The organism is Hyphomicrobiaceae bacterium (genome assembly GCA_041397645.1).
Lineage (GTDB): Bacteria > Pseudomonadota > Alphaproteobacteria > Rhizobiales > Hyphomicrobiaceae > Hyphomicrobium_B.
The window spans coordinates 771,664-797,935 of record JAWKWE010000004.1 but is presented as its reverse complement, the minus strand read 5'-3'; the positions used below and the strand labels follow the sequence as shown (position 1 = coordinate 797,935).

The 26,272-nt window shown below is 55.8% G+C and carries 15 protein-coding genes and 1 pseudogene; 6 read left to right on the top strand and 10 right to left on the bottom strand.

The window, feature by feature from the left end; translation table 11 throughout:
- Positions 1 to 89: 89 nt before the first annotated feature.
- Both R3D51_03655 and R3D51_03650 read right to left on the bottom strand, forming a co-directional pair.
- The gene (locus tag R3D51_03655) at positions 90 to 851 is read right to left on the bottom strand and encodes a DUF2182 domain-containing protein (protein MEZ5898569.1); all 762 of its coding nucleotides are present in this window, start codon (positions 849 to 851) and stop codon (positions 90 to 92) included.
- Positions 852 to 854: 3 nt separating this feature from the next.
- The gene (locus R3D51_03650; GenBank protein MEZ5898568.1) at positions 855 to 1,451 is read right to left on the bottom strand and encodes a DUF1326 domain-containing protein; all 597 of its coding nucleotides are present in this window, start codon (positions 1,449 to 1,451) and stop codon (positions 855 to 857) included.
- 445 nt (positions 1,452 to 1,896) lie between these two features.
- Between R3D51_03650 and R3D51_03645 the strand changes: the two genes are divergently transcribed.
- From R3D51_03645 to R3D51_03635, 3 genes are all read left to right on the top strand, one after another.
- Positions 1,897 to 2,703 (top strand): glycosyltransferase family 2 protein, encoded by an 807-nt coding sequence (locus R3D51_03645; protein MEZ5898567.1) that lies wholly within the window; start codon positions 1,897 to 1,899, stop codon positions 2,701 to 2,703.
- A 114-nt stretch (positions 2,704 to 2,817) separates the two neighbouring features.
- Positions 2,818 to 4,587 carry an ABC transporter ATP-binding protein gene (locus tag R3D51_03640; GenBank protein MEZ5898566.1) on the top strand — a complete coding sequence of 590 codons (1,770 nt, stop codon included), beginning with the start codon at positions 2,818 to 2,820 and terminating at the stop codon, positions 4,585 to 4,587.
- 12 nt (positions 4,588 to 4,599) lie between these two features.
- Positions 4,600 to 5,748: a glycosyltransferase family 4 protein gene (locus tag R3D51_03635; protein ID MEZ5898565.1), complete on the top strand. Its 1,149-nt coding sequence runs from the start codon at positions 4,600 to 4,602 to the stop codon at positions 5,746 to 5,748.
- Positions 5,749 to 5,934: 186 nt separating this feature from the next.
- On the opposite strand, the gene R3D51_03630 is transcribed toward R3D51_03635, so the two are convergent.
- The 4 genes from R3D51_03630 to R3D51_03615 are packed head-to-tail and all read right to left on the bottom strand — an operon-like array spanning position 5,935 to position 14,878.
- Positions 5,935 to 12,030 (bottom strand): glycosyltransferase, encoded by a 6,096-nt coding sequence (locus R3D51_03630; GenBank protein ID MEZ5898564.1) that lies wholly within the window; start codon positions 12,028 to 12,030, stop codon positions 5,935 to 5,937.
- A gap of 43 nt (positions 12,031 to 12,073) precedes the next feature.
- Complete coding sequence (locus R3D51_03625) at positions 12,074 to 13,069, bottom strand: galactokinase (GenBank protein MEZ5898563.1); 996 nt, start codon at positions 13,067 to 13,069, stop codon at positions 12,074 to 12,076.
- A 1-nt stretch (position 13,070) separates the two neighbouring features.
- Complete coding sequence (locus tag R3D51_03620; GenBank protein MEZ5898562.1) at positions 13,071 to 14,315, bottom strand: HAD-IIIA family hydrolase; 1,245 nt, start codon at positions 14,313 to 14,315, stop codon at positions 13,071 to 13,073.
- A complete protein-coding gene (locus R3D51_03615; protein MEZ5898561.1) occupies positions 14,297 to 14,878 on the bottom strand; it encodes an SIS domain-containing protein in 582 nt (193 codons plus the stop codon). The genes R3D51_03620 and R3D51_03615 overlap by 19 nt, the downstream gene beginning before the upstream one ends.
- 383 nt (positions 14,879 to 15,261) lie before the next feature.
- Between R3D51_03615 and R3D51_03610 the strand changes: the two genes are divergently transcribed.
- A complete protein-coding gene (locus tag R3D51_03610; GenBank protein MEZ5898560.1) occupies positions 15,262 to 16,206 on the top strand; it encodes a glycosyltransferase family 2 protein in 945 nt (314 codons plus the stop codon).
- Between the two features lie 471 nt (positions 16,207 to 16,677).
- The gene (locus tag R3D51_03605) at positions 16,678 to 17,985 is read left to right on the top strand and encodes an FAD-binding oxidoreductase (GenBank protein MEZ5898559.1); all 1,308 of its coding nucleotides are present in this window, start codon (positions 16,678 to 16,680) and stop codon (positions 17,983 to 17,985) included.
- A gap of 309 nt (positions 17,986 to 18,294) precedes the next feature.
- On the opposite strand, the gene R3D51_03600 is transcribed toward R3D51_03605, so the two are convergent.
- Positions 18,295 to 18,576 (bottom strand): hypothetical protein, encoded by a 282-nt coding sequence (locus R3D51_03600; protein ID MEZ5898558.1) that lies wholly within the window; start codon positions 18,574 to 18,576, stop codon positions 18,295 to 18,297.
- A gap of 283 nt (positions 18,577 to 18,859) precedes the next feature.
- On the opposite strand from R3D51_03600, the gene R3D51_03595 reads away from it, so the two are divergent.
- Positions 18,860 to 19,219 (top strand): hypothetical protein, encoded by a 360-nt coding sequence (locus R3D51_03595; GenBank protein ID MEZ5898557.1) that lies wholly within the window; start codon positions 18,860 to 18,862, stop codon positions 19,217 to 19,219.
- 957 nt (positions 19,220 to 20,176) lie between these two features.
- Here the strand turns inward: R3D51_03595 and R3D51_03590 are convergent.
- The 3 genes and pseudogenes from R3D51_03590 to R3D51_03580 form a co-directional block, all read right to left on the bottom strand.
- Positions 20,177 to 22,477 carry a TonB-dependent receptor gene (locus tag R3D51_03590; protein ID MEZ5898556.1) on the bottom strand — a complete coding sequence of 767 codons (2,301 nt, stop codon included), beginning with the start codon at positions 22,475 to 22,477 and terminating at the stop codon, positions 20,177 to 20,179.
- 717 nt (positions 22,478 to 23,194) lie between these two features.
- Positions 23,195 to 23,506: pseudogene (locus R3D51_03585) on the bottom strand (GTP cyclohydrolase I).
- Positions 23,507 to 23,769: 263 nt separating this feature from the next.
- On the bottom strand, positions 23,770 to 26,133 hold the full coding sequence (locus tag R3D51_03580; protein MEZ5898555.1) for a sulfatase-like hydrolase/transferase: 2,364 nt from the start codon (positions 26,131 to 26,133) through the stop codon (positions 23,770 to 23,772).
- Between the last annotated feature and the right edge of the window lie 139 nt (positions 26,134 to 26,272).

Below are 26,272 nucleotides of genomic sequence, written 5' to 3'. Positions count from 1 at the left end.
AAGTTCATGGCGGTTCTCGGTAAGCGCGGGTTAAGCGCCGCCACAAAGTGGCTCCGAAGTCTGGGTCCTTGTCGTGACATTGGCAGCCACTAAAGCAAGTGCGCGGCGCCAACCGCCATCAGAATGACACCCAGAAACGAGCTTGTCCAAGTTGGCAACCGCGGCCATTTCTCAATTGCCACAAGAACGGCGAGGAAAGCGATCCAGATAGGGTTCATAGCGCCGGCGACGAAGAGCAGCAGCATGAGAGCCCAGCAACATCCCATGCAGTACAAGCCGTGCTTCAGTCCCATTTTCCAGGCGCCATCTGGCCCGTCCCGCCACTCGGTCAACAGGAACCCAATAGGCGTGCGGCAATTGCCCAGACAAGCCTGTTTCAACGACGTCAATTGATAGGCTCCTGCAAGCAAGAGAAGGGCTGCGGTTAGCCAGTGGGATTTGCTTGCGATCATCGGGGTCAACAGACCTACATATTGCAGGAACCACTGTGCCGCGGTGGCAAGCGCAGAAAATATTATCCAGATTGCGAGATACGCTGCAGCAAACAAAAGCGTTCGAGCGGTTGCAGAAGCCTCGTCCACTTTGCGTCGTTCAATCGAGTCGAATGTCAGTATCATGGGCGCTGCGGTAGGCAACATCATCGCGACCATCATTCCTGACCACATAAGGAAGACAGCAATCAGGGTGGCCCAGGTCCAAGATGAGTCTAGGGGCATCATCAACATGATGAAGGGATGCGACATGTCCATCGTCATCCAGGCAACAAATGCCCAGCTGGCTACAAGGACCAGTCCGAAGACAGCCAACATGTCGGCACGGATCAGTGCATTCCGCACGATGCCGCCGCCCATGAATCAGCCCTTGTAAGAGTATGGTGCGAAGAAGCCGTTCTTGCCGGTGACGTTACAGCTCAGGCCGTGGTCGCTGACCTTTAGCGTTTCGCTGCGCGCTACCGTCGCCGGGTTGCCAGGACTAATCGCCAAGGGATGACCGCTGATTTGCACCGGGCCGCCCTGCTGACCTTCGATCTGTGAGATTTTCGCTTCGCCAAGGCCTTCAACTTCCAGACGCAGATTGGGACTACGCGTCTCGAATTGGATCTTTGCCGAGCGTGCTCCCAAAACCTTGCCGATCAACGGTCCCAGATTTGAAAGGTGCCCGCCGGCTTGACCGGAAAAGATACCACCAAGGGCCATCTGCTGGGCTTCGTCGGCTTTGTCGTCAAGGTAGAGCGCAACTTGCCAGTTACCGTCTTTCATATGGCCCGGTGAATGCACCAACATGGCAACGTTGAGGCCATCGAGGTCGGTGTCATCGAACTTACCCGTGTCGATATGCCAGCCGAGAACGACTGTGCATTCGCCTTCCGTGGGTGGAGAAAAGAACACGCAGGGGCAAGCGGTTTCACAATTGCATGCCTCCATATAGGTGCCACTAACTTGCCAAGGCATCGTCCTCTCCTTCAACCGATAAAATATCTGTCAAGTTTGGACGCTTGACTTCAGTCGGGTCAATTGGAAATTGCCGCCACGTATTTGCCGCGGCTTCAAGGGCTGGCGCCCAGTTTTCGTCGAGTTTGGAAACCCACATCGATTGCGCAGTTTCCACGCCTCGCGAAGCTGTATCTTCGCATCCTGTCTTTCTGGTTGACTGTTCGACCAGCGCTGCGTGGGTCCCCGTTGGCCCTGACTTTTATCGAGGTAAGGTGCTCGGACTGTGATGCAAAAAGGCATCCCTAGTCTGGAAATGAGTGGCGGCAACAGCGGTTTTGCTAGTCGATTAAGCCCTTAGTAATCGTTATGAAACGTATCTAGAACATTGTCGCAGTTGCTGATGTCCGGAATATTTGCTCTAATATTGTTTGGGTTAGTAGCGTGAGTTGAGTGGGGGTGTAGCGTGAGGGTACCCGTATCAGTATTCATTATTGCGCGTAATGAAGCAGATCGCATCCATCGGACCATCGAAGCTGTCAGTGGTTGGGTGGACGAAGTAATCGTTGTCGTCGGCAGTAGTTCTGACAACACGATCGAAGTCGCCGAAAAAGCCGGGGCTCGCGTCGTCGAGAATCAATGGACCGGTTTCGGGCAACAAAAGCGTTTCGGCGAATCGCAATGCCGGAACGATTGGATCTTGAACATTGATGCTGACGAGGTGGTGACGGACGAATTGCGTCGCGAAATCGTCAAACTGTTTGAGCGTGGGATGCCGGACCGCGTGGCTTATGGCATGCCGGTCGAGCTTGTCTATCCCGGGAAAGTAAAGCCAAGGCGCTGGGCACACGATCACTGGTGCGTGCGTCTTTACGACAAAAGGGTCGTTCGGTTCCGTAATAGCGCTCTGTTCGATTCCGTGGTGACCGAAAGCCATGCAGTCGGAAGCCTGAAAGGCGCGATGTACCACTATTCGATACGGTCGTTCGACGACATGAAGTGCAAGCTTCTTGAACGCGTCGATCTGGCCGTCGAGGGAAGTCGGCAAAGATCGGCGGCAGTGCTCACTCTGCGCCTTGCCAGCGAGCTGCCGATGACATTCCTCAAATTCTATATCGGTCGCCGTCATGTAACCGGTGGTCTTACGGGGCTGCGATATGCGGCTATTCTAGCCCGTTTTCGCTTCATGAGAGTCTATGGCTTATGGGCAAAGGCGATGGCTACGCCGGTACCTCAAACAGTTGCTGGGCGCTTGTATCAACCCACCGTGTAATTACGAATTGACGGGCGGTCGTCTCGCGTTTCTCGAAGAGATGCCGCCCGTCGAACCCGATCATATGTTCTATATGATGCGCCAAGTTATGGCACTCCAGCGTTTGCGGGTCCGATGTCTTCCAAATTTGACGTTATAAAGCGTTTGGTAGGCGACCTAGGTCGCGAGTACGCGCCGCAATATTCAGTTGCTATCGTGTCAATGGCGGTGGTCGCGGGCGCGACTTCACTCAGCGCCTACCTGATGAAATATGTCATCGACTCGATCTTCGTAAATCAGAATCGCAGCGCGCTCTACGCCATCACGCTTGGTATCATCGCAATCTTCATGGTCAAGGGAGCAGCGGCGTACTTCTCTGAAGTCGTGCTCGGCACCATAGGAAACCGCCTGGTAGCGCAGACCCAGAGGCGCATGTACGACCATCTGCTGAAAGCCGATGTCGGCTTTTTTCAGCTGCACCCGTCCAGCGACTTGATCACGCGAATTTCCAATAACGCGTCCGCCGTGCGCGATATGCTGAACATGGTCTCGCTAACGTTCGGTCGCGACCTGTTCACGATCGTTGGTCTCGTGACCACGATGATCGTTCTTGACCCATTGATGACAGCGATTGCGCTTATCGGCGGTCCAGCGGCGGCTTTGGCATCGCGCAAGCTGGTAGAGCGGATCCAGAAAGCCGCGCGCAGTGAGGTGCATTCGATCACGGGTATTGTAAATGCCACACGAGAACTGAGCCAGGGCGTACAGATCGTCAAGTCTTTCCAGCTCGAAAATAAGATGCGTGGACGCATGTTCGAGGCGGTTTCCGCCGTCGAGCGGCTAAGCAATAAGATGCTTCGTATCGAAGCGAGCGTGAACCCTCTGATGGAGACGGTCGGTGGCTTCGCCGTGGCGTTTGTCGTGCTGTACGCCGGGTGGCGCAATCTCAACTATGGCGACACGCCGGGGCAATTCTTCGCCTTCATCACCGCGCTCTTGATGTGCGCCGATCCCGCGAGGCGCCTGTCGCGCGTACACTTGAAAATCGCGACTGCCGCGATCGGGGTCCAGATGATGTATGAGCTTCTTGACAGCCCGGCCGTCGAAGATGAGCCAACGGATACCCCGGACCTCGAAGTGTCGTCGGGCGAAATCATATTCAAAGACGTTACATTTGCATACGTCCCAGGTCAGCCGGTGGTCAACGATCTCAATCTTGTTGCTCCGGCAGGCAAGACAACGGCGCTGATCGGACTGTCAGGGGGTGGAAAGTCGACTATCCTCTCATTGCTCCAACGTTTCCGAGAGCCGCAACACGGTGCTGTCTTGATCGATGGGCAGCCCATCAATGAAAAGTCGCGAGCCTCTCTAAGACGAAATATTACGATGGTGGGGCAGGACATTTTTCTATTTGAAGGGTCGATTCTCGAGAACATTCGCGCCGGCAGTGAGCATGCAACTGACGAGCAATGCTTTGCCGCCGCTCGAAAGGCGAATGCCCATGATTTCATCGTGTCCCTACCCAATGGCTACAGCACAGACGTTGGCGAACTTGGCTCACAGGTTTCGGGCGGACAGCGTCAGCGCATTGGCTTGGCGCGTGCCTTTCTCAAGAGTGCGCCGATTGTCCTTCTTGATGAACCAACCTCCGCGCTCGATAGCGAGACGGAAGATTATATTCAGCGCGAGATGCGCGAGTTGACCAAGGGGCGCACGACGCTTGTTATCGCTCACCGGCTCTCGACGATACTCCACGCCGACATTATTCACGTGATCGATGCGGGTCGCGTTGTCGAAAGCGGAAGACACGAGGAGTTGGTCCGAGGTGACGGGCCCTATAGTCGGCTCTTCCGGCTCCAGTTCGCCAAAGTTATGGCTACAAGCGAAGCGCAGCTTCTGAACTAGATAAGTGGCTTGATGGGCTCGGTTTCGAAGAAGTCGGACGATCCAAACAGATCGCTTCGCGTCTTGATTTTCATGCCACGCAATATGCGATTTGGCCCAAGCAACGCGACCTCTATTGATCTCTGCGTGAGGGATCTGGTGTTGGCAAGCCGGTATAAGCAGTCTACCACGGTCGTTTGCTGCGAGAACGAAACGATCTTCTCGGACATCGACGTCGTGACCCTATCGCGGGAAATCGACGCCTCACGCAAGCGTAAGATCAGCTTTGTGACGGACTATGTGCGGAGCCATCCGGTAGATGTCGTGGTCGTCCAGCAGCACCTGCCCACGGCTGCCGAGCTGGCGCGGCACCTCAAAGCACCCGTGATTTTACATACGCATAATATGAAGACTAAATCGTATTCACGAACTCCCCTTGGTTGGATTCACCGGGTTCTTCGTCGTCGGGATTACCAGAGCCTGGCCGGTATTTCTTTTGTAAGTGAAGCATCGAAGCAGGTGTTTGAACGCATCTGGCCCGACGTGAACATCGCGCGATCCATCATTGCGAATGGATTGGATTTCTCGATTTGGCAACCGAACCCCGTGCGAGAGCAGGAAATCATTTGCGTCGCTCGCGCGGCTCCCGAAAAGGGCGTGAAGGAAGCGGCAGAGGCGCTCGCAGCTGTTCTGCCGCGCTACCCTGGTTGGCGAGGCACTCTGGCGCTTAGCGAGCCAGACAAGCATCCGTCATATTTGGAGGCGATCCGGCAAGCGATAGCCCCTGTTTCCGCTCAGGTCGACTTGGTGTTTTCCTTGCCGCATTCTCAGATCAAGAAATTGTGTGAGCGAGCAGCCATCGCGGTCGTGCCTTCGAAATGGGAGGAGCCATTTGGACGAACGGCGCTGGAGGCCCACGCCGGAGGCTGCGCCTTGATTAGTTCGATGACCGGTGGTCTTGCAGACATCAGCGGTGACAGTGCCTTGGCACTACCGGTGGACTTTGTGTCCGCGGACATTGCAAGTGCGTTGGTTCGCTTGATTGATGATCGGCCGTTCAGAACCGCACTGGCAGAAGCAGGACGAGAACGATGCCGCATTCGATTGGGCGTCGAGGCTGTTGCAGCGTCGGCCGACGACTTTTATGAGCGAGTCGCTGGTCTCAAATTTTTCTCAGCATGATGGGATATTCGTATTTACAACTGTTTATGACTCGCGGGAGCTTGCACAATCAGCACAGAGAAAAAGTTGTCTTTGTAACAATGTGGGGTGATGGGTATTGAAGCTATGTCGGGGTGGGCCGGTTGCGAATTCAATGTGGGAGTTGCGCACCGACTGACCGGGCGATTCGAGGATTGCAGCGACGTCTCAAGTCTCCCGCAACAGCGCTGCAGCGAAGGCTTCAGGATCGTGTTTCAATGCACGTTCTGTGTCAGCTGAACGGTCCGCATCGGCCGAAGCCTCGGCCATCCATTCTTGCACGACATTGGTTGGCGAACTGCCAGGCTTACGGATAACGAATTCTAGTTCCATCAGGCATCCCGCGGCGCCCAGTGCCCCCATCGACGCTTCCGTACATAAATGGCCCTCTGGAAGCCAGGATCTCACAGAGTCGACGCTCTCGCCGCACGCATTCGAACGAAGACTAACCAGTTCATAGCCGCACGACCGCACTAAGCATGACACCGAGCGCCGCGTTAGCATGTGCAAATGATCTGGAAACGCAAACCAATCCCAAGTTTCGAAACCCTTGAGCCAAGGTTTAAGATACGATCCGTTAGGCACTCGAAACATCGCTACTCCACCCTCGCAAAGCACAGGTTTCAGGGCGGTCAGATATCTCCGAACGTCAGGTACGTGTTCAAGCATATGAAAAGACGTTATTACATTGGCCTGTGTCCCGCTTTCGGATGGGAACTGTTCTGGTGGACTATCTGAAAGAAATTGGTTTCCGCGCTTTTTACCGGCCGTTATTGCGGTGCTGTTCAAATCCATACCGAAGGCATTGAACCCACGGCGGCGCAATTCGAATACGGTGCCACCGAATGCACATCCCAACTCGAGAAAAACTGGATCGGTGTGCTTTGGTAGAAATGTTTGCGATAGATTTAGTGCGATATCTGCCCGAGACGACGTCTTGTGAGCGTCGTAGTCGTCTTCAATGGTGTAATACTGTTGAGAGCCTTTTCCGTATTCTTCCTTATAATACTGGGCAAGATCTCTCTCAGACGGCGCATCAAAAGTCACGTAACAACACGTACTACAAGTTAGAGCTGTGAACCGCTGGCCGCGCCAATTGCGTCTTGATGTGTGACCAAACTGAACCAGAGGCTTCATTGGCGCGCCGCAGAAGCAAGAGCGCGCTGCGATCTTGGGATGCTTAAACATGTGTTGGATAGCTTCGTGCGCCGACTCTAGGAATGTACAGTAACGCTTGACGCTCACCGCAGCTAAGCGACTCAAATCGCCTTCCTTCCCAAGCAGGTTGAACAGCGAATCTACCAATTCAACCAGTGTTTCATGATTGTGCATGGCCTCGTCTGTCTCAATGCCCTTAATCCCAACTTTGGTGGTAATAAGCGGCATGCCGAACGCCATAGCCTGCACTGTCTTGACGTTAATCCCGGTTCCCATGGTGACAGGCGAAACGATCAAATCGACCGCGTTGTAAAAAGTCGATATATCAGGCACGAAGCCCAGCATTCGAACCCAGGGGCGCCGGAATTCGCGTTGCTGTTCGGGCGACAGATCACCGATCTTAGACTTTACCTGCCCCGCGATCTCGACTGTGAAGGGGCAATTGTCGCCGCATCGCCGGGCGATCTCGGCCAGGAAATCGTGAAGTACAATGAGGTTGATGCGATTGGCGCTGGCTACAACGCCGACCTTTCTCAATGCGTGGAAAGTACGGTGAAGATTTCTGGCATCCTCCACATGGGGCAGAACGAACGACCTTTCGCTTCCCATAACTTCGTCGAAATATCTAGCCTCTTCGGCCCGTCGAGCGGCGACTAAGTCGGCGCGGCGCAGATATGCACCCTCCTCCTCAGGCGTACACGAGAAGAACTCCACCGGTTGGCCATTTGCCCGCAGCATTTCATAGCGATTTCCCATTTTGTCGTGAGTATCGATCACCTTCAATACGTGGGCTGGGACGTACTCCAATAGCTTTGACTGAAACACGTAGGAGCAGAACAGGACATCGATTTCGTACTTCTCACAAAGACGCCTGACGTTTTCACCCAGTCTAGGGTCATACCAACTATCGAAACTAATATCAGAACCATCGGCCCACAATCTGCGGGAATTTGGCAGGATATCAAAAGTGTCCCAAGTGGTGCGCATCGCGTCGAGCGCGTCACTATCGTAAATTGTACTTTCGAGGAGCGCGAAATGCACCCTATGGCCCATTTTTTGGAACCTACGCCCAAAAGATTGGATTGTGGCTTGGTTTCCGTGACTGTCAGGATGTGAAGGGAACGGGCTGAAATATAGTATGTTCAAACGACCAGCGCGTCGCCGCTCAGCCGCGGAAGTTGGAGCCGTACGTTCGGCGCATGCAACTGCAATGTGTAGGGGCGTCCCCCGAGGAAGGTGTTCGGTCTCCAGGGGCAATTTCCATTTCGCGAGGAATGCAGCTTGGTCCGCCCCCGGGGTGGGCGTGCCGTCTATGACAAGATTGGTTTTTACAGCAACAGCTTCAGCTGCATACATTACCTTCATGTTTTGCTCTCGAGCAGACATCATGAGATCGAGCGCACTCCATTTGAACGATGCAAAGCGATTATCGAAGCCTCCAACTGTATCCCAGAACGACCGTCTAACCAGCATTGCCTCCCAGGATGCTACGTCGACCTCGCGATTAACTGCGTAGGCAGCGGAGTTTTGGGGTTGACCATGGCCAACCCTTGCAACTGTAGCATCCGAAAACAAAACTCCTCCCGCCATGTCGATTTGTCCGTCTCGGCGGAGTATTTTCGATCCGACCATAGCTGCGTTCGGTTCACGCTCTATCGCTTCCACAATGGCCTCTAGCCAATTTGGTGAAACAATAGTTGTGTTATCCACGAACAGCAGACAACGACCTCGCGCCTCCGCAACAGCGTCGTTGCAACATGCCAGGGGATCTTTGTTGGCGGCGCACTGCACAATCTTGAAACCGGTCAGAAATTCGGCCGTTTCATGCATCTCGTCGGAGGGTTCATTAAGGGTGCAAATCACTTCGCACTGAAGACCAGTCCCCAGGCAGTTCAAGGCTAGGGACTTGAGGCAAGCCCGCGACAACGATGGATCACCGTGTAAAGCAACGACAATGGTGAGATCTATTTGGCCCCCCGACTCTGGAGTGGGAAGCGAAACAGGAGCCGCCGCTTTGCAGTAGGAAATATATTTCTCAAAGGGGAGGGCTCCGGCGGCTTCGAGCACGCGCAAAAGGGCGGCGCGGTTCGCTTCACCGCCAAAGCGGCGGGCCACTAGCTTCTGCCCGCTGGATGACAGTCGGTTCCAAAGTTCTTCATCAAGATAGAGCGCACACACCGCCTCTGCGAAGGCTGTTGCTTCGTCCCGCACCAGCGCATGTACGCCGTCGGCGATGCCCATCCCCTCGGCGCCGATTCGAGTGGTCACTGTCGGCACGCCAGCCCCCATGGCTGAGGCGACCTTCCCCTTAATGCCGGCACCGAAAAGAAGTGGAGCCACACTGATCCGGTAACCGGACAGAGCCGCGTCAAGATCAGAAACGTAGCCTATGAAGCGAACACCAGGATGCTGCCCAAGAGCTCTAATGTCAGGCGGCGCTTCGGCACCGAGAATGTGGAACTCTGCCTCGGGAATGGCCGCCCGAACCAATGGCCAGACCCCATCTACAAACCATCTTACGGCGCCGTGATTGGGTTTGTGTTCAAAGCCTCCTAGGAAGAACAGGTTCTTACGAAACGCAAAGCCCGGCGGACTTGAGACGATCGAGCTGTAAAGAGCAGGAAAAATTGAAATCCGATCGCGAGGCACAATTTTTTCTACAAATGGACGTTCTGCTGGACTGACCAGAACTATGTGGTCAGAAGCCCGCATCATTGCAGATTCTCGCACTTTGGAACGAGCAGCGCGTTCAAAATCGTCTGCGTTTCCGCTCAACTTTGCCGCTCGAGACTCGCGCAAAAAGCAGAGGTCGGGAGCGTGGTACAAGATGCAAGCATTCGGCGCCATTGCCCGCGCAATGTGTATCAGTGTTTCGGCGACGTCGAAGCGAATTAGGTAGAAGACTCCGAACTCTCGGCCCTGGGCGCGAATATAGGAAGCAGCTGTGTCAGCTCCGTTCTCGCCGGTAATGACGGTAATGCCGAGATCTTCGAGTGGCTTTCGATATTCTGGATCGTCGACGCCATTGAAGGCTATGAACACCACGTCGTATCCTAGCGCTACAAGATCAGTCAGAAGGCCGAAGGTGGCACGTTCACCAGCCGAGAAATCCGGCCGAGGCAAGCGGAAGTCGGCGACCAGGATGCGACTGGACCGAGATAGATCGTCGACTGCTAGAGTTCGCCTGAGAATCTGCGGTTCGGCATTTTTGATGGTTTCGTCTGCGAGTTTAGCGGTACGCGGTGCTCGCTTCTCCGCTGACCGTCGAAATCGACGGGAGCGGCGCTCTGAGATCGGCTCGAATAAGTCGGCAAGGAGCAAAAGTGCTCGATGGGCAAACTTCTGTGTCCGAGTGGCGCGACGGCCCGCGTCACGGTTCATAGCAAACAAGACGTCGTCATGTCCCACCATCGCCTCAGAGACGATGTGGTCCCATTGTTCACGATAAACTGTTGGCACCCGCTTTGCCAGCGACCGCCGAAACCGTTTGCGCCGACGCTCGGAAAATGCTGAGCCGAGCAACAGAGCCAGACGCAATGCACTTCTTTCTGTTGCTCGTATCAGCGGCTTCAACGGTTGATCATAAGCGCGTCTCAATTTCTCAGCCAGCGCGTCACCGCCCGCGATCAGCGCCTGGAAATTTGCGGCTGGCGTGAGTGCTTTACCTCTCACTTCGGCCAATTCGCTCTCCAGGGAGGCAATTCGCCTAGCATCGTCTATTCGGGCCTGCTGCGCTTTGGCCAATATTTCCTCGAGTGCGGCGCTATGATTCGCTTCTTCTTTTTCGACGCAAATTCTCTCGGGCGAACCAGTTGAGCGATCGGCATCCGCTTTTTCTTTATCTCCACGCAATTGGAGCAGCTCTTTCCGAGTCGCCGCAAGACGTGCGAATGCAATCGCGGCCTGCTGCGGATCGACTGATGGACTAGGTGAGGAAATCTCGGCGTGGAGCTGTTTGGCGCACATCTCACATTCCACTTCTAGTTCTTGGCTTTGACGAGATAGAATTTCCGCGAAATCCGCCCGACGATCCATCAACTCGGCACTTTTGCGGCCGATCTCATTCGGGGTGTCTACCACTGCTTCAGCGGTGCCCAGATGCCTTTCAAACGCTCCCCGCATCTTGTCGACTGAGCTGTAGCTTCTGCCCTCGCCCATCAGCACCAATGGCAAGATTCTAACTCGGAAGGCTGCGCACGCGAGATGCATCCGCCCTGTCACCAAAAAGTCGAGAAGCTCGACAATCTTTATATTGTCAATGTATCGAGCAGACCGATCAATGTTCGCAGCGCGGTCAGGACCGAGGTTCGATGCGATCCAATCGAGAGCCATTACCCCAAAATCATCGTCCGAGGGGTGATTGGGCCAGTCTCGGCAATCATTCGATAGAAGCACAAAGAATGCCGATGGGTGGGCCTCAATAAGGCTGTTGAGAACCGTGGCAATGAACGCGCGACGACTGCCTTCGGAATGTTCATCGGAAAAAGATCGGAAAGATTGTTCCGAGAAGTTTAGCCCAATGATCGGCCCGCGCACTGAGCGCTCCTCCGCAAGACGAGCTGATAATGCCTCGGCGATTATGCTCTGTTCTGTTGCGGGTAGAAAGAAGGAGAGGTCTGGAAACGATTGGCCCGAAATCCCAGTTTGCCGCTTGAGGTTTTCAAGAGAAAGTTCGTCGCGCACCAAGAACCGTACACCGACCAAATGTTGGTACTGTTCAAGTAGCTCAGGAGCCACTCCGGAGCGAAAAGAGCAGCTGGCATAAACAGGCAATCCCATAGCCAGAGCATCGGCCATGAGGTCGATGCGATCCATCGCAGGCTCAAGGCCACAACTGCCATCAATCACGTCTGCGCCGACAACAAAGAGAACGTCATCTTCCCGAAGCTGGTCGGCAAAGGCTCGAATTGGTCCCGATACTTCGCGCAAATCTCTTGTTGAAGAAGGATGAGCTTGCACTACATCAAGCCAGCTCGCCTCCCGGTCGGGATTTAGCACGATGATCGGATATGCCTCAAATATGCCAACGGTTCCGCCGATCAATGCCTCATCGCCTTTGCTGCCGGGACCAGCCGGAGAAACGACCACGATGCGCCGAATGGTCATGAATTGGCCTCCTGTCTTCTCAACTTGTTTCGACAAGCCGCACCTAGGGCAACTTCGTCACTAAAGAACCGCCGTTCGACATAGAAATCGAGATCACGCGTGCGGGCCCAAAGGTTTGAATAAAGAGTGGCTGAAGCTCTTTCTCCACGAAGAACAACACGAAACCTCCACCGCCCGCGCCTAGGAGCTTACCACCCATTGCGCCTAAACTTTTTCCAGTCAGGTAAAGTTCATCGATGGCAGAAGTCGAGATCGCGTTGCTTAGCCTTCGCTTGAGTTGCCAGCCATGGTCAAGAAGTTCGGCGAATTGACGGAGCGCGTTGATGTCCTCCCCCTCCGCTTCGAGGATTGCGGTGCCTGCGCGCGTCATGTGGTACATCTCTCGGAGATGATCGATGTTTGCGCCCGACTTTGTACGCTTCTCTTGCTCTTCGAGCACTGCCGATGCGCTGCGCTGCTCACCGGTATAGACCAGCAACATCGAGTCATTGATCAATGACAGTCTTCTCGTGCTCATTCGCAGCGGCTCGATTGAGAAGCTCTGACCTGTAAATTCATAGCGTGCTAAACCGCCGAAGGCTGCGTGAACCTGATCTTGGACACCCACGTTCTCGTTCAGAATCTCGTGCTCCATTCGGATCGCATGGCGCGCCAGCTCGTAGCGCGTCAGTTCTATGCCGCGCATTCGGTGCAATAAATTTATGAAACCGACCGTGAAAGCGGACGAACTGCCCAGCCCAGTTCCTCCGGGTAGGTCGGACATTGTTGCAATGTTTAGGGGATCGTTCCAGCCATAGTGCCTAAGGGACTCGCGGACTACAGGGTGGCGGATGTTATTGACCGAGTTCACACTTTCGGTCGTCCGGTAGGTAACGCGAAACTTCTGTTCTGCTATTGGCGCTAGAGGTAACGCTTGCACGTATACGTACTTGTCGATAGTCCCGCCCAGCACCGCCCCGGGATTATCTCGAAAATATGATGGGTAATCGGTGCCGCCTCCGAGAAAGCTCACTCTAAGAGGTGTTTTGCTGATCCACATGCTACATCTCGCAACGAAGGGCCTCACCCAAGAGTTTGACCAGCGATCCACCCTTATATCGGACGCCCTTGATTCCGGCGGCTACGGCCGCTTCTACGTCAATTTCGCGATCACCGATCATAAGACTTCTGCTGCGCTCGATCGGCCATTGTGCGAGTAGATCTTGAATCATGCCAGGCTCCGGCTTGCGCCGTCGGCTAGGTCCACGCCATTCAGCTACTTTTGCCTCAGGATGGTACGGGCACCATTCGAACGCGTCGATATGTGCGCCCAACTCAAACAGATCGGACTGCATCGCAGCGTGGAAAGCCTCTACCGCCGAAACATCGAAGTAACCATGGGCAACTCCGGCTTGATTTGTGACTACGAAAACGTACCAACCTGCACGGTTGGCGAGCGCAATTGCCTCCCGCGCACCGAGCTGCCATTGCAGATCTTCGACGCGGTGCGTATAGCCGCGATCGACATTGAGCGTACCGTCGCGATCAAGAAACAACGCGGGACGGGTGCGGTGGCGAAGCAATTCGATCTGCGCCGACTCATAGGAATCAGGCACTCCTATATCGACGAAGTAACTTCCGCGTCGAGCGGGCACGCCGGCAACGCGACCAGCGGCAACAAGCGTTGGCAACACGTCGCGTTCCAGCGAGACCGGTTTCTCGGCCGCAATCTTATCGACTATCATGCGGTCTAATATGTACACACCTGCGTTGATCAACCCAGCCTTGGGAGTTGCGTTCGGCTTCTCGCTGAAAGATGAAATCAGGCCGGGGCCCGAGACGGAATCGCTCAGCTCAATTAGTCCGAAGCGACTGGAATCGGCTACGTACTGCAATAGCAGTTGCGCCACCACTGACGAATTTGATGCTCGCGTCCGTCGCCACGAGCGAGAAAAGGTGACTAGATCCTCATCGATCCAGGAGTCACCGTTCATGAGCAGAAATTCAGAAGCGAGAGAAGATCGGGCAAATAGCAGCGCTCCTCCGGTTCCCATTGGTGTCGGTTCAACCAGAACCTCAATGGTGGCCCCGTCACAACGTCGGCCATCATAAGCGGCAACTAGTTGTTCGCCCATATGACCTGCTACGAGTGTAATACGAGGAACACCGTAACGTGCAATCTCCTGAATTAAGTGGTCGAGAAATGGGCGGCCTGCCACTTGCAGGAGAGGTTTCGGCGTCACCGACGTTAAGGTGCCAAGTCGCGTGCCGAGTCCGCCACAAAGGATTACTGCTTGTGCAAGCAAATTGCGTCCTCAACCATTGCGCAAATCATGTGGCCGATGGTTATGTGAGCCTCTTGGATGTGGCTTGTCTTGGTCTCAGGCACCGCTATTAATAGGTTCGCTGACAATGACATCTTCCCACCCCCGTCGCCGGTCAGTCCGATTGTAAAAACGCCCAAATTTCGCGCGACCTCGAAGGCTTTGACGACATTGGCACTACTGCCGGAAGTCGACATCCCGAAAAGAACGTCGCCGACGACGGCGATTCCCTGCAATTGGCGCGAGAACACATTCTCGAATCCGTAGTCATTACCAATCGCGGTGAGCGCTGAAGTATCGACTGTGAGCGACAATGCGGGCATTGGGGCGCGGTCGATCAAAAATCTTCCCATGAACTCTGCGGCTAAATGCTGCGCATCCGCAGCCGACCCACCATTCCCACAAAAGATCACCTTCTTTCCATCCAGGAGTGCCGCCTCGATCCTAGCCGCGGCCTCTACGATGAGCGGCTGGATCGACTTAAGCTCCAATAGCAGTTTTGATGTCCGATCCAGATAGCTCGTTACAAAAGATGTACTATCCATAAAGTCTCCAAATAGATAGCGTGCCCTGTACCCTTGATAGTTGCCCGTTTTTGGCGCGTGCATCAATAATTATGTTTTCGCTTGACCGGCGAGTTGTCTGGATCTCCGCGGTGACAGGAGTGCGACAAAATTAGTTTAGCAACCCAGGCACGCTCATAATACAATTTTAGAGAGATGGTCGTGTTTTAGCGGCGTCATATGAAAAGCGACATTGCTGCGAGTGCATGATCGGTCTCGCCGCATGCCGTTGCTGCTCTCAATACTAGTTTGGATACGTGAGATCATAGACGGAGCCAGTTGGGCGCTCCGTGGTTTGTCGTGCCAACTTTCCTCTAGACGGAAACGCCGCAGTCGGTCCTGATGGCTGCGCATAGGAGGGGATAATGTCTGTCAGCTATCTCATAAGTTCGTACAATAAGTGCGAATACCTGCGGGTAGTTTTGCAAACCGTCTATGGAGAACTGCAGGTAACTGATGGTGAAGTCGTTATTGTAGACGATGGCTCGAGCGATAACTCGTGGGACATCATCGTCGACTTTGCGAGGCGCGATAATCGCATATCAATTCACAAACAACAGAACAGGGGCATCTTTAATGTGACCAATAAGCTTCTTGGTCTGGGACAGCAGCGGTGGCTTAGATTTATTGATTGCGACGACCCATTGATTCCAGGCTCAACAGAAGTTCTGAAGCAACTGGCCGAATCGAAGATGGCAGATTACGTTTTTGGGAATATGATTCCATATGGGCCTGGGCCGCTAGCATGCTTTGGGGTTGAATCGCAGGACCAGGCCGATTGTACATTTGAAATCCTGGACGATCCTTTATTGTATGCGATCTCCGGATATAACCACATCCCGACGGCGGCGTTGATCAGCCGTCGATCTCTCGATCCAGGCGTTAGGCTGGAGGAAGACTTGGTATCCTGTCAGGATTTGGCGGTTGCGCTGCTCGTTTTCGAGCATGGCCGCGTTCTGAGGGTGGATGCTCCCGTGTGCTGGCAATTGGTCGGAGTCGAAAATAGATTGTCGAGCCGAGAGGCGCTCACATTTCATCAAACTATTGAAATATTGAAGCGGTTCGGAACAACGCATTTCAACCCACGCTACAAGCAGATCGCCGCTAAGAAAGTACTATCACGGTCATTGCGCTGGATGAGGCGAAACGCCTTGATTCGGCAGCGGCCCTTTACCTACGTGACGTTGTTGATTGCGTATGGGCGCTCGAAGGTGGGCATTTCGACTGACTGGGAACAAGCGATGACGTTGGCTACCGTTCCGCTCGCGCGGGATGTCGAAGCTATTCTCCAAGGTCAAAAGATCTATTGACGAAGTTTAATCGGCGTAAGTTGGATAGAGATTTGAAGAGCTCTGCAGTCGACGAGAAACTTATTCTTTGGCGTCCTCACATGGATGCATGATCCGGTCATGGCTTTCTTCGCGCCGCATAAAGTCAGGATGACGCTCATATCCGATCGGTGCGGCTCTACGAGCCTTCGCGCTCCGCCCCGTCACATCGGAAGACAACCCAGAAGCAACGAGGGCTGATCTCTCAAGCTAAGAACGGTCCGAAGAAGTCGAGCAGGTCACCACCAAGACGATGGCCTACGGTGCACGATGCTATCGCTCCCTGGACCTTATCAGAATGGGGATCCCCATAAACTTGATTGTCCGCATTGCTACCTGCGTCCCCATCTATACTCTAATGCCGTCTAGGTGAATTGGTCTCGTTAGAATTCTCACATGCGGTTAAATTTTCCACGTAACGCAGGTAAACGTTCAGCAACTCGGAGGCTGTTTTTGACCAGTCGCGTTCATCGGTATTGCGGAGATGGTTCATATCCGCCCAGCTACTATGCTGCTACGGCCAATCCTGCGCCTCAGAGACCACGTCTAAAAGGCTCGTTAGACGCGGACATTTGCATTATCGGCGCAGGATATACAGGCCTGTCGACCGCAATTCACCTCGCACAAGCGGGCTATCGCGTAATTGTGCTTGAGGGAGCTCGTGTCGGCTGGGGGGCTTCGGGTCGAAATGGCGGACAAGTCGTCAACGGGCTCAATGCTAGCCTTGCCACCATTGAGCGCCGCTACGGAACAGGAGCAGCCGCCTTCGTCGGCAGTCTTGTGCAAGAGGGCGGCAAGATCATCCGAGAGTTCGTCGCCAAGTATGCAATTCAGTGCGATCTCAAAGATGGAAATTTGTACGCTGCCTACACACCCAAGCAGATGAGGGATCTCGAAGCCAAGCAGAAGCTGTGGCGCACGCACGGAATGGACGATCACGAACTTCTCGACCGTCATGGCATACGCCATCACGTCGGCTCGGACGTGTACTGCGGCGGCATGATCGATCACAGCGGCGGCCACATGCACCCGCTTAATCTTGCCCTCGGTGAGGCTGCAGCGCTGGAGACATTGGGAGGTGTAATCTACGAAAACACTAGCGTGGTCTCGGTCGATCAATGCGCAGCACCGGTTGTCAAAACAGAACTCGGGCAAGTCCGCTGCAAGACGCTGATCATTTGCGGCAACGCTTATTTAGGCAACGTGGTTCCCGAGCTGGTGTCACGAGTTATGCCCGTCTCCACTCAAATGATGGCAACTGAGCCGCTGGGCCCGGAACGTGCCCAGCAGCTGCTGCCAACAGGGCTCTGTGTCGAGGACGTTCGCTATATCCTCGACTATTTTCGCCTTTCGTCTGACAACCGAATGATTTTCGGAGGCGGAACCGTCTACGGTGGCACTGATCCCGCCGACATCGTAGCTAAGCTGCTCCCAAACATGCTCAAGGTCTTTCCGCAACTCAAAGGCGCTGCGATCGACTACGCTTGGAGCGGAAATTTTGCGCTCTCATTCTCCCGCGTGCCGCAGATGGGGCGATTGGGCAAGAGCACCTATTTTGCCCACGGATACAGCGGGCATGGCGTCACCGGCTCACACTTGTTTGGTCGCATTCTCAGCCAGGCCGTCATGGGTGATCTGGGCCGGTTCGACACTTTTGCCAAACTCCCGTGGTATCCATTCCCTGGCGGACGGATGTTTAGAGCACCGTATTCAGCACTCGGGTCGTGGTACTATTCCCTGCGTGATCGGCTTGGAATTTAGAGGACGCCGCCGGAGCCAGGCACACACAGCACAAGCTGTTCGGCACGGCGCGAGAATTCCACGCCGCAGGAACCGACCAAGTCCCTAGTTCGGAATCGTGCTGCGATGGCGCTTTAGGGTCCGAGCATAAAGTTCAAACCTGCGCGGATCACGCCAACCCCGTGATCTCTGTCGTATCCCAAATATTCGATGCGACCTGTCGTGGAGTGGCTCAGCTGGCTTTCTAGACCCAAACCATAGACGAAGCCTGCATCGTCGCTGCCGCCAACGCCAGCTGTGCCGTAAAGTAGTAAACTTGGTTGGACTAAATTACCCCAGTCGCCCACGCACTGAGGCCAACCAATCAACCGAGTCGGCTCCTGTGAAGGAAATGTCGCCCTCGACTCCATATACAATCGCGTTTGCTTGCCAATTATACCCAAGCTGAGCGCCCGCAACGAAGCCGTCGTCGTGGTGTGCATCAGCGTAGCCGATGTGCCCGCCTCCGTAGAGACCGCTCCAGATTGCGGGTAGCTCGTAGTAGGCGGGTTCGACACCCGATATCCCGTCGGCTTTAGCCGTTGTCGCCGCGAGAGCTGCGCCAAATAACACAGCCGCGGCGGCAACCTAAATGGTCTCGGCAAGTGTGTTGGCCGTGCCGTGGCTTCTGCCGAGATTGTCGGTGTTGCGTACCCGAACTGCATACCCCCCCCGACTGTCTGAACGGGTTATGGCGCCATCGAGACTGCGCGAGCGAACCCGTCTCTTGCCTTAGTCACTTAACAGCCGATCCCGAACAGAACATTGTTCGGTCGAAGTCGAGGATTGGACGCAACATTGCGGCATGATGAAAGAAACTGCTAAGCTAAGAAATTCGGGTTGAAGGAGATGCGCCATGTCCACCTGCACTGATCCACATCATGATAATCACCCTCATCAGCACGGTTCCGGATGCGGCCATACTGCCGTGAAGCACAACGGCCATGTGGACTATTTGCACGATGGTCACCTGCATCACATGCATGACGGCCATGTTGATGAGCATGTCATCGAAGTGTCAGAAATCAATCCTACGGCTTGCACACCGAACCATCGCTGTGGCGCGCATGAGCCTGGACACGTCCATGGTCCTGGATGCGGGCATGAGGCTGTGCCGCATGGCGATCATATCGACTACCTTGTCGACGGTCACCTACATCACCCTCATGGCGATCATTGCGATGATCATGGGCCGCTCGAGGTCATCAAGCCGTAAAGCAAATCTAAGTTCGTAGATCTCCGTGCGTTGCATCTCTTACGACACCCTGGCACTCCATTGAAACACATACACATGCTGTCTGAGCGATTGGCGGTATCTCTCGACGACTATGCGGCGGCCTATCCCGGCTTTCTAATTGTGAACACGCGCCTCCTGGCGCGTGTCTCAAACCCTGTCAGAAGGTGGATCTTTTCGCACGAATGCGGCCACCAGTTCCGGGGACCCGACGAGGAAACGGCAGACTGTTTCGCGGTCCAGCGGGGCCGACGAGAGGGCTGGCTTGACGAGGCGGGATTGGATCAGATTTGCGCTTTCATCTCGCCGGCACGAGGCGATAGCATGCATTTTGCAGGTCCTCACCGATGCGAGGCCATGCGCGCCTGTTATGCCGATCACGCGGTCCGGTAGAACACCCTATTAGGTTAGCTCATCGAGCCTTACTGGGTCTGGCCGATCTTACCGCATGAGTCATCCTGAGAGGACGATTGTCTCTCCGGGCATGTTGTACATTGATTAGTGCCGTCAGCGCGAATGGACCGAATGCGAACTGATCATCTTCTCAGATAAAGCGCGCGTGGACTGATTGGTCCCCACTGAACAGGGAATTGATCCTATTGGGAGGCATTCATTCGTGTGACAGTAAGTCCGCCGGGGGGTGTTGTAGCAGTGCCGGTAAGCACGAACGTCTACAAGGTGGAAAATTGCGTCGCGCCCCGCGAACATCATTGGACTTGGTGTGTCGGATACGGTGGCTCGCACTGCCGGCGGGAATGCAACCAAAGCGCAGGCAGAGTAAGTGATGTTGAGCATCACCAATGTCGTGGCTCGCGTCCATAATGGTTCAGGAATTCGACCAGTCTCCATCGGGATGCCCTCGTTGTAGTCGGTGAACTGCTAACTAAAACTTCGGAGTGCTTGTCTTCATTAGCGGCTGCGCGGCGCTCAGCGAGTGGTTCAATTTAGCTTTAGAGACCCAAAGAGGCGGACGCTGGTGCCGGGCTGGAGCACATCCTCGAGGCGCTTGAAGGACGCACTATTGAGCACCTCGTCGTTTGCGAGATTGTCGCCTCTTAGACCAATGGTGAATTGTTGCGGCGGACCGCCGAGATCTGTTAGCTGCGTCGTATAGCTGAGTTCCGCTGAGACGAGCGTGTAGGCGGGCGTTGTCGGCTCATCCGGAGCAACGCGGTCCTGCTCGAAGGCGTGCAACACGCCGGCGCGCGCATACCATGCCTGATCCCGGTAGTAGAGGCCGCCACCGAGACGGTGCGGAGGCATGCGGGGCACGTTCTCGCCGTTCGAGAACTCGGCGTTGACAAAGTCGTACTGTGCATCGACGCCCCAGATGCCATTCCAGATCGCGGCGACATCGTACTGGCCGGCGATCTCGACGCCATAGAAGGTCGCATCGCGCTGCTGGTAAATCACCTGCCTCAGAGATGCATCTGGATCCACACCGCACGACACCAGAGTGTCGGCGCAGTCCACGCCGGTCAGCTGTTTGTAGATGAAGCCGTCGAACTTCGTGTAGTAGGCCGTCGCATCGAAGCGCAACGGGCCAGAGGCTTTTCTGAAGCCGAGTTCAACGGTTTGTGCTGCTTCAACGCCGAGATTGGGGTTACCAATCTCGAACGTTCCCGTCGCCTCGTGGACGCCCTTTGAATAGAGTTCAGTGGCGGCCGGCGCGCGCTCGACGTACTGCCCGTTCAGCCGTGCGACGACGCCCATTGGCAGATTGTAGAGCGCGCCCAGACTTGCGTTAACTGGCGTAAAGCTGCGCGTGCCCGCAAACTCTGCTGGATCGAGCGGGTTGCTGATATCGGTATAGCCGTCGCCGGTCGCTTCGGCTTGTTCAATACGGGCGGCGGCTTGGAAGCGCAGCGCATTGGTGGCCTGGAGTTCCTCGAACCAAAAGCCGGCGATGGTTTTTACGTTCGCTGGATCGAGCAATGCGTCCACCGGTTCATCCACCGCCACACCCGCGATGTCCTGATCGCCCCATTGCACGCCGATGGCGCCGCTCAATTCACCGAGTCCCGTTCGGAACGTCTGGTGCTGCAGTTCGGCGCGGGCTTCATATTCGTTGTTGGTGAAACGCGTGCCGATAATCCCTTCGGCAGCGATGACTTCGTTGTGGGCGTAATCAGACGCGCCGAACCAGATGCGCAGAGCCTCGACACCAAAGTCTTTCACTCGCCACTCGCCCTTGGCGAGAATCTTGTCCTGCTCAAGATCGATGCGCGGGCGAAGTTCTAATGCTTCCTCGCCGGGAATTCCGTAGAGGCTATTGAAGCGTGTGAAAGCGACGCCCAAGAACCCGGATGGACCGATGAGAGAGGTACCGACCGCAAATCCTTCGCTGTCGACGAAGGTGTTGGGCTCTATTCCCTTGGGAGTTTCATAGTCGTCAGCATGGCGCTTGAAGGCATCCGCGTGCACGGCGATCCCCCCGGCGCCAGCAGTTGCGCGGATTGCGCCATCGCGGCCTTCATCGACGGATGTCAACCCACCCTTGATCTCGGCTGACACTCCACCATTCGGAATGAAGGTTGGGATTCGTTGATTTTCGATGGCCACAAGACCACCGATTGCCTGACTGCCATAACGTAGGGTTGCCGGACCTCGCACAACTTCAGTCTGATCGGCGGAGAAGGGATCGATCGTGACCGCATGATCTTCTGATACCGCCGAGACATCGCCGCTCCCGATGCCGTTCTCCTGGATGCGCACCCGGTAATTATCCAAACCGCGAATAATCGGCCGGTTGGCACCAGGGGCAAATGTCGAGCCGGCGATGCCCGGTTTCGTCTGGAGCGAATCCGTAATCGTCTGACCCTCGGTAGCTAGCACATCGCGCTGCGTCACAACCGTCACAGTCGCAAACGTGTCGTCGACCACGATCAGGGTTCCCGGAAGGGTCGTAGCGGATTGTCCTGGACCCGGAACCGTTTGGTTGGTGGCTTCGACCACGGCCGGCTGTCCGGCAGCGGCGGGCGGAGCAGGCGCGGAGGAAGGCGTCGGCGCGGCAGCTGGCTTGGGCTGGGCGGCCTGCTTTTTTTTCGGCTTCGCCACGGGGCTTGGGGCAGTTACGACCACTACTTCAGGCAGATCGACCGCAGGTGCTTGCTGGGAAATGGCCACATCTGGGCTCGCACACCAGCAACTTAGGGCAACGCCCGTCCTGATGAGCAGCTGTGCCCGGCGCTCGCGCCAGATGCCGTCCCGTCGCGCGGTGAAAACCGTATTGTTGACCATGCGAACCAACCTTGGATGTTATAATATCCAAAATATTGAAGCGGATGTTATCCGGAAAAGCAAGCCTACATGCCCCAATATCTGCGATAAGGCGAGCAACCTGCATCTTTACGGTCACAGCGGCGCAGACCGGACCAACGCCGTTAGTCGGACGTGTTCTGACCGCAAAGGGCGCACGTCCCGCGCAGTTAGATGGAGACGGAATAACTGCGCCGAAGGTAATCGTGAGATCAGCACGTTGGTGGAGGCGCATGCTGAGATGTCTCTCAACTGAGGAGAACACTATTCAAAGAAAAAGCGGTGTCATCCGGTCGACTTTGCCTTGCGAGCGCGACGGCGATGCCGGACAAGACAGGAATGTGGGTCATCTCACGTCGAATCTTCCAAGCGGAACTGGTAAATATCAGGCTCCGGTGATGTCATTGCGCAATTCTCGCATCGCCACACGGCGAGCCCACGCAGATACGTGGTCTGGGATGGAGAATGTGAGGGTGGCGGGGGGGCGTTCCCTACCGGTACCGGCCGCAGAGCCTCATCAACGCATTGCAGTGGGCGATTGGCCTCGAGCTGTTCCTTCTTGCTGAGGATCCCTGGCGCGTCTTTTTTCACGACCGATCATCCGAACGGCGCACCCTTCACCCGCTATCCTGAGCTCATCCGCCTTCTCATGGATCGCAAGTTTCGGCTCGCTTGCCTCGACCAAATCCATCCCGAAATAGGATTCAGAACCTCGTTGATCGTATCGGCGATCTGTGCGGTGAGGACTTCCTGGATTTGAAGGCGCTTTGAGTAAATCTCGACGAGCCGTGCAAGCTTCGATATGCCGACAATGCGACCTTCCGGAAGATATGCGACGTGTGCGCGTCCGATTATTGGCACCATGTGGTGCTCGCAGTGGGATTCCAGCCGGATGTCGCGCAGCATGACAATCTCGTCGTAACCTGCTGTCTCCTCGAATGTGCGTTCGAGTACAGCCTTGGGGTCCTCCAAGTAGCCAGCATAGAACTCCTCATAGGCGCGCACGACGCGCTTTGCGGCTCAACGCACGCGGGCGGGCGACGCCTGCTCATTCCGCGCCAGGGGCGGGGGCGACCTCACCGTGCTGAGGCAAGCGGTGAGGGCTATTGCTGCGTATTTCAGGACTCTCATGGGGTGTACCCTGTTTCAACTTTCTCGTTTAAAGTTTGTCGGCTGTTTTTCCTCAGAACAGTCCGCGCCGGACTCATAGCCGCCAGAATGGCATCCTGGTGCTGGTGCCAGAAGCAGACATTGCGTTCCAGTCACGCCTTCGGTCACCTCTTCAAGTCGATAACGACCTTCCTGATTTCGCCGTCGAACTTGAATGGCGGCTTGTAGTCGAACGTCACGGGCTGGCCGCTGTCCTCGCCGATGCCGAAGGTATCAACGCCGAAGCGCGCGGCAACCGTGGCAGGGACTTCGCCTTGCGCCACCTGATCGCCGTCGACCTTGATGGTGACCTTGGCGCCCTTGCCCTGGCCGCCACCTTCGTAGTCGAAAGCGAGTTCAATCTTCGTTTCGCCGTCTCGTACGGGCTTGTCGGCCCTGATGACCGCGTGATCCTCGAAATAGTTGTAGTCGAAGATCGGCACGCCATCCTTGAGATAGAAGACCATGCCTGCGGCAACCCCGCCGAAGCCCATGATGACACCGTTGGTTTTCGTGCCCTCGGTCTTGACGTCGGCCGTGAGCGTCCAACTGCGGTTCTTCATCTGTGGCGCCGCCGTCTCGGGCAGCCGCGTGGCGCCGGCGTAATAGGTAAACTTCGTCGCCTTCGGATCGGAACCCGGCGGCGGCGGCTTCGGAACGGCAAGGCGGGCTGCGCCTCGGTCGTCGAGCGGATAGACGTGGTACTTCTCCGCCGCCTCGTCGAACTTGGTCTTCATCGCCGCAAGCTTGTCCGGCATGGCCTCAGCCAGATCGTTGGCTTCCGAGAAGTCCTCGTCCAGATTGTAGAGTTCCCATTTGTCCTTGTCCCAATTGCCGGGGGCAAGATCCTGGCGCCACGGCAGAGTGTGCTGCGCATTCGCCTTCCAGCCGTCCCCATAGATCGACCGGTTGCTCAGGATTTCGAAATACTGCTCGGACCTGCCCGCGGTCTCCGGGTCGGAGAAGCTTTCGAGGAACGACTTCCCGGCAAGCGGCTTCTGCGCGACGCCGTTGACCTCCTCCGGCATCGGGACATTCGCCGCCTCTAGGATGGTCGGCACCACGTCCACCAGATGCAGAAATGTGTCGCGCGGTTTCTCGTCGTGCTTGATCTTGGTCGGCCAGCTCACGACCATCGGGTTGCGCGTGCCGCCGAGATGGGAGGCCACCTGCTTCACCCACTGGAAAGGCGTGTTGCCGGCCCAGGCCCAGCCGACGGGATAGTGCGGCTCTGTTTCGGGGCCGCCCAGCTTGTCGATATTAGCCAGGGTCTCTTCGATCGTAGTCGGCAGTCCGTTGAGGCCCTTGATCTCGTTGAGCGTGCCGTCGCGACCGCCTTCCGACGAGGCGCCATTGTCGCCGACAATATAGATAATGAGCGTGTTGTCGCCGTCAGGCAGTTCCTTGATGGCATCGAGCAGCCGGCCAATCTCATGATCGGTGAAGGCGAAGAAGCCCGCATAGTTCTCGAACAGCGCGTTGTAGAGCTTCTTCTGCTCATCGGTCAGGCTGTCCCAAGCCGGCACCCAGTCGGGCCGCTCGGTCAGCTTGGTGTCGGGCGGGATGATGCCCATGTCGAGTTGGCGCTGAAACACCTGCTCGCGGTACTTGTCCCAGCCCATGTCGAACTTGCCCTTGAACTTCTCGCGCCATTCGGCAGTGACATGGTGCGGGGCGTGCATGGCTCCGGGGGCAAAGTACATGAAGAAGGGCTTATCGGGCGCAACCGACTTGGAATATTTCATGCGGGCGATGGCCCGATCGGTCATGTCCGTCATGAAGTGATAGCCCTCGTCTGGCGACTTGGGGGGCTCCACGGGGACCGTGTTCTCGAACAGGGTTGGATAATATTGGTGTGTTTCGCCGGCATTGAAGCCGTAGAAATAATCGAAGCCCATGCCGGTCGGCCAACGGTCGTAGGGGCCGGCGACGGAGGTCTCCCAGTCCGGCGTGTTGTGGTTCTTACCGTACCACCAAGTGGTGTACCCATTGTTCTTGAGCACTTCGCCGATGGTCGCCGTCTCGCGCGGGATCATAGTTGTGTAGCTCGGATAGCCGGTCGCCCATTCCATCAAGAAGCCGTTCGAGGTGTCGTGATGGTTGCGTCCGGTTAGCAGCGCCGCGCGCGAGGGCCCGCAGATCGCAGTGGTGTGGAAGCGGTTGTAACGCAACCCTTCGCTGGCGAGCTTGTCGAGATTGGGTGTCGGAATAAGACCGCCGAAGGTCGAGGGCTGGCCGAAGCCTACGTCGTCGAGCAAGATCACCACGACGTTCGGCGCATTTTCTGGCGGCGCTGGAACCTTGGGCCAAGCCTCCTCGCTCTCCTTGTAGGTCTCCCCGATCTTGCCCTCGAAAGGCGGCAGCGGCATCGGTAGCTCGGTGCGGTCTACCTTGGCACCTGACGGCGCAGGGTCTTCGGCCCAAGCACTCTGCGAAAGCGCAAGAAACAGCACAATCGTGAGTGCCTTGATGGCGAATAGGCCTCGCATTTGTCGCTAACTCCGCAATAAACCAACCGCTTCGACACTAAACGCGGCATTGCCGCTCGGGTTGCATGATGGACCACGAAAACGTCGACCGTGCTGGTATCGCACGGCCCCGCCCTCAGAGCGAGTGTCGTGTAGACCT

Bases quoted from the DNA above. Each gene is read 5' to 3' on its own strand.
- R3D51_03615 (MEZ5898561.1), bottom strand. From the start codon at position 14,878: ATGGATAGTACATCTTTTGTAACGAGCTATCTGGATCGGACATCAAAA.
- R3D51_03590 (MEZ5898556.1), bottom strand. From the start codon at position 22,477: ATGGTCAACAATACGGTTTTCACCGCGCGACGGGACGGCATCTGGCGC.
- R3D51_03635 (MEZ5898565.1), top strand. From the start codon at position 4,600: ATGGGCTCGGTTTCGAAGAAGTCGGACGATCCAAACAGATCGCTTCGC.
- R3D51_03610 (MEZ5898560.1), top strand. From the start codon at position 15,262: ATGTCTGTCAGCTATCTCATAAGTTCGTACAATAAGTGCGAATACCTG.
- R3D51_03595 (MEZ5898557.1), top strand. From the start codon at position 18,860: ATGTCCACCTGCACTGATCCACATCATGATAATCACCCTCATCAGCAC.
- R3D51_03630 (MEZ5898564.1), bottom strand. From the start codon at position 12,030: ATGACCATTCGGCGCATCGTGGTCGTTTCTCCGGCTGGTCCCGGCAGC.
- R3D51_03580 (MEZ5898555.1), bottom strand. From the start codon at position 26,133: ATGCGAGGCCTATTCGCCATCAAGGCACTCACGATTGTGCTGTTTCTT.
- R3D51_03640 (MEZ5898566.1), top strand. From the start codon at position 2,818: ATGTCTTCCAAATTTGACGTTATAAAGCGTTTGGTAGGCGACCTAGGT.
- R3D51_03625 (MEZ5898563.1), bottom strand. From the start codon at position 13,069: ATGTGGATCAGCAAAACACCTCTTAGAGTGAGCTTTCTCGGAGGCGGC.
- R3D51_03650 (MEZ5898568.1), bottom strand. From the start codon at position 1,451: ATGCCTTGGCAAGTTAGTGGCACCTATATGGAGGCATGCAATTGTGAA.
- R3D51_03655 (MEZ5898569.1), bottom strand. From the start codon at position 851: ATGGGCGGCGGCATCGTGCGGAATGCACTGATCCGTGCCGACATGTTG.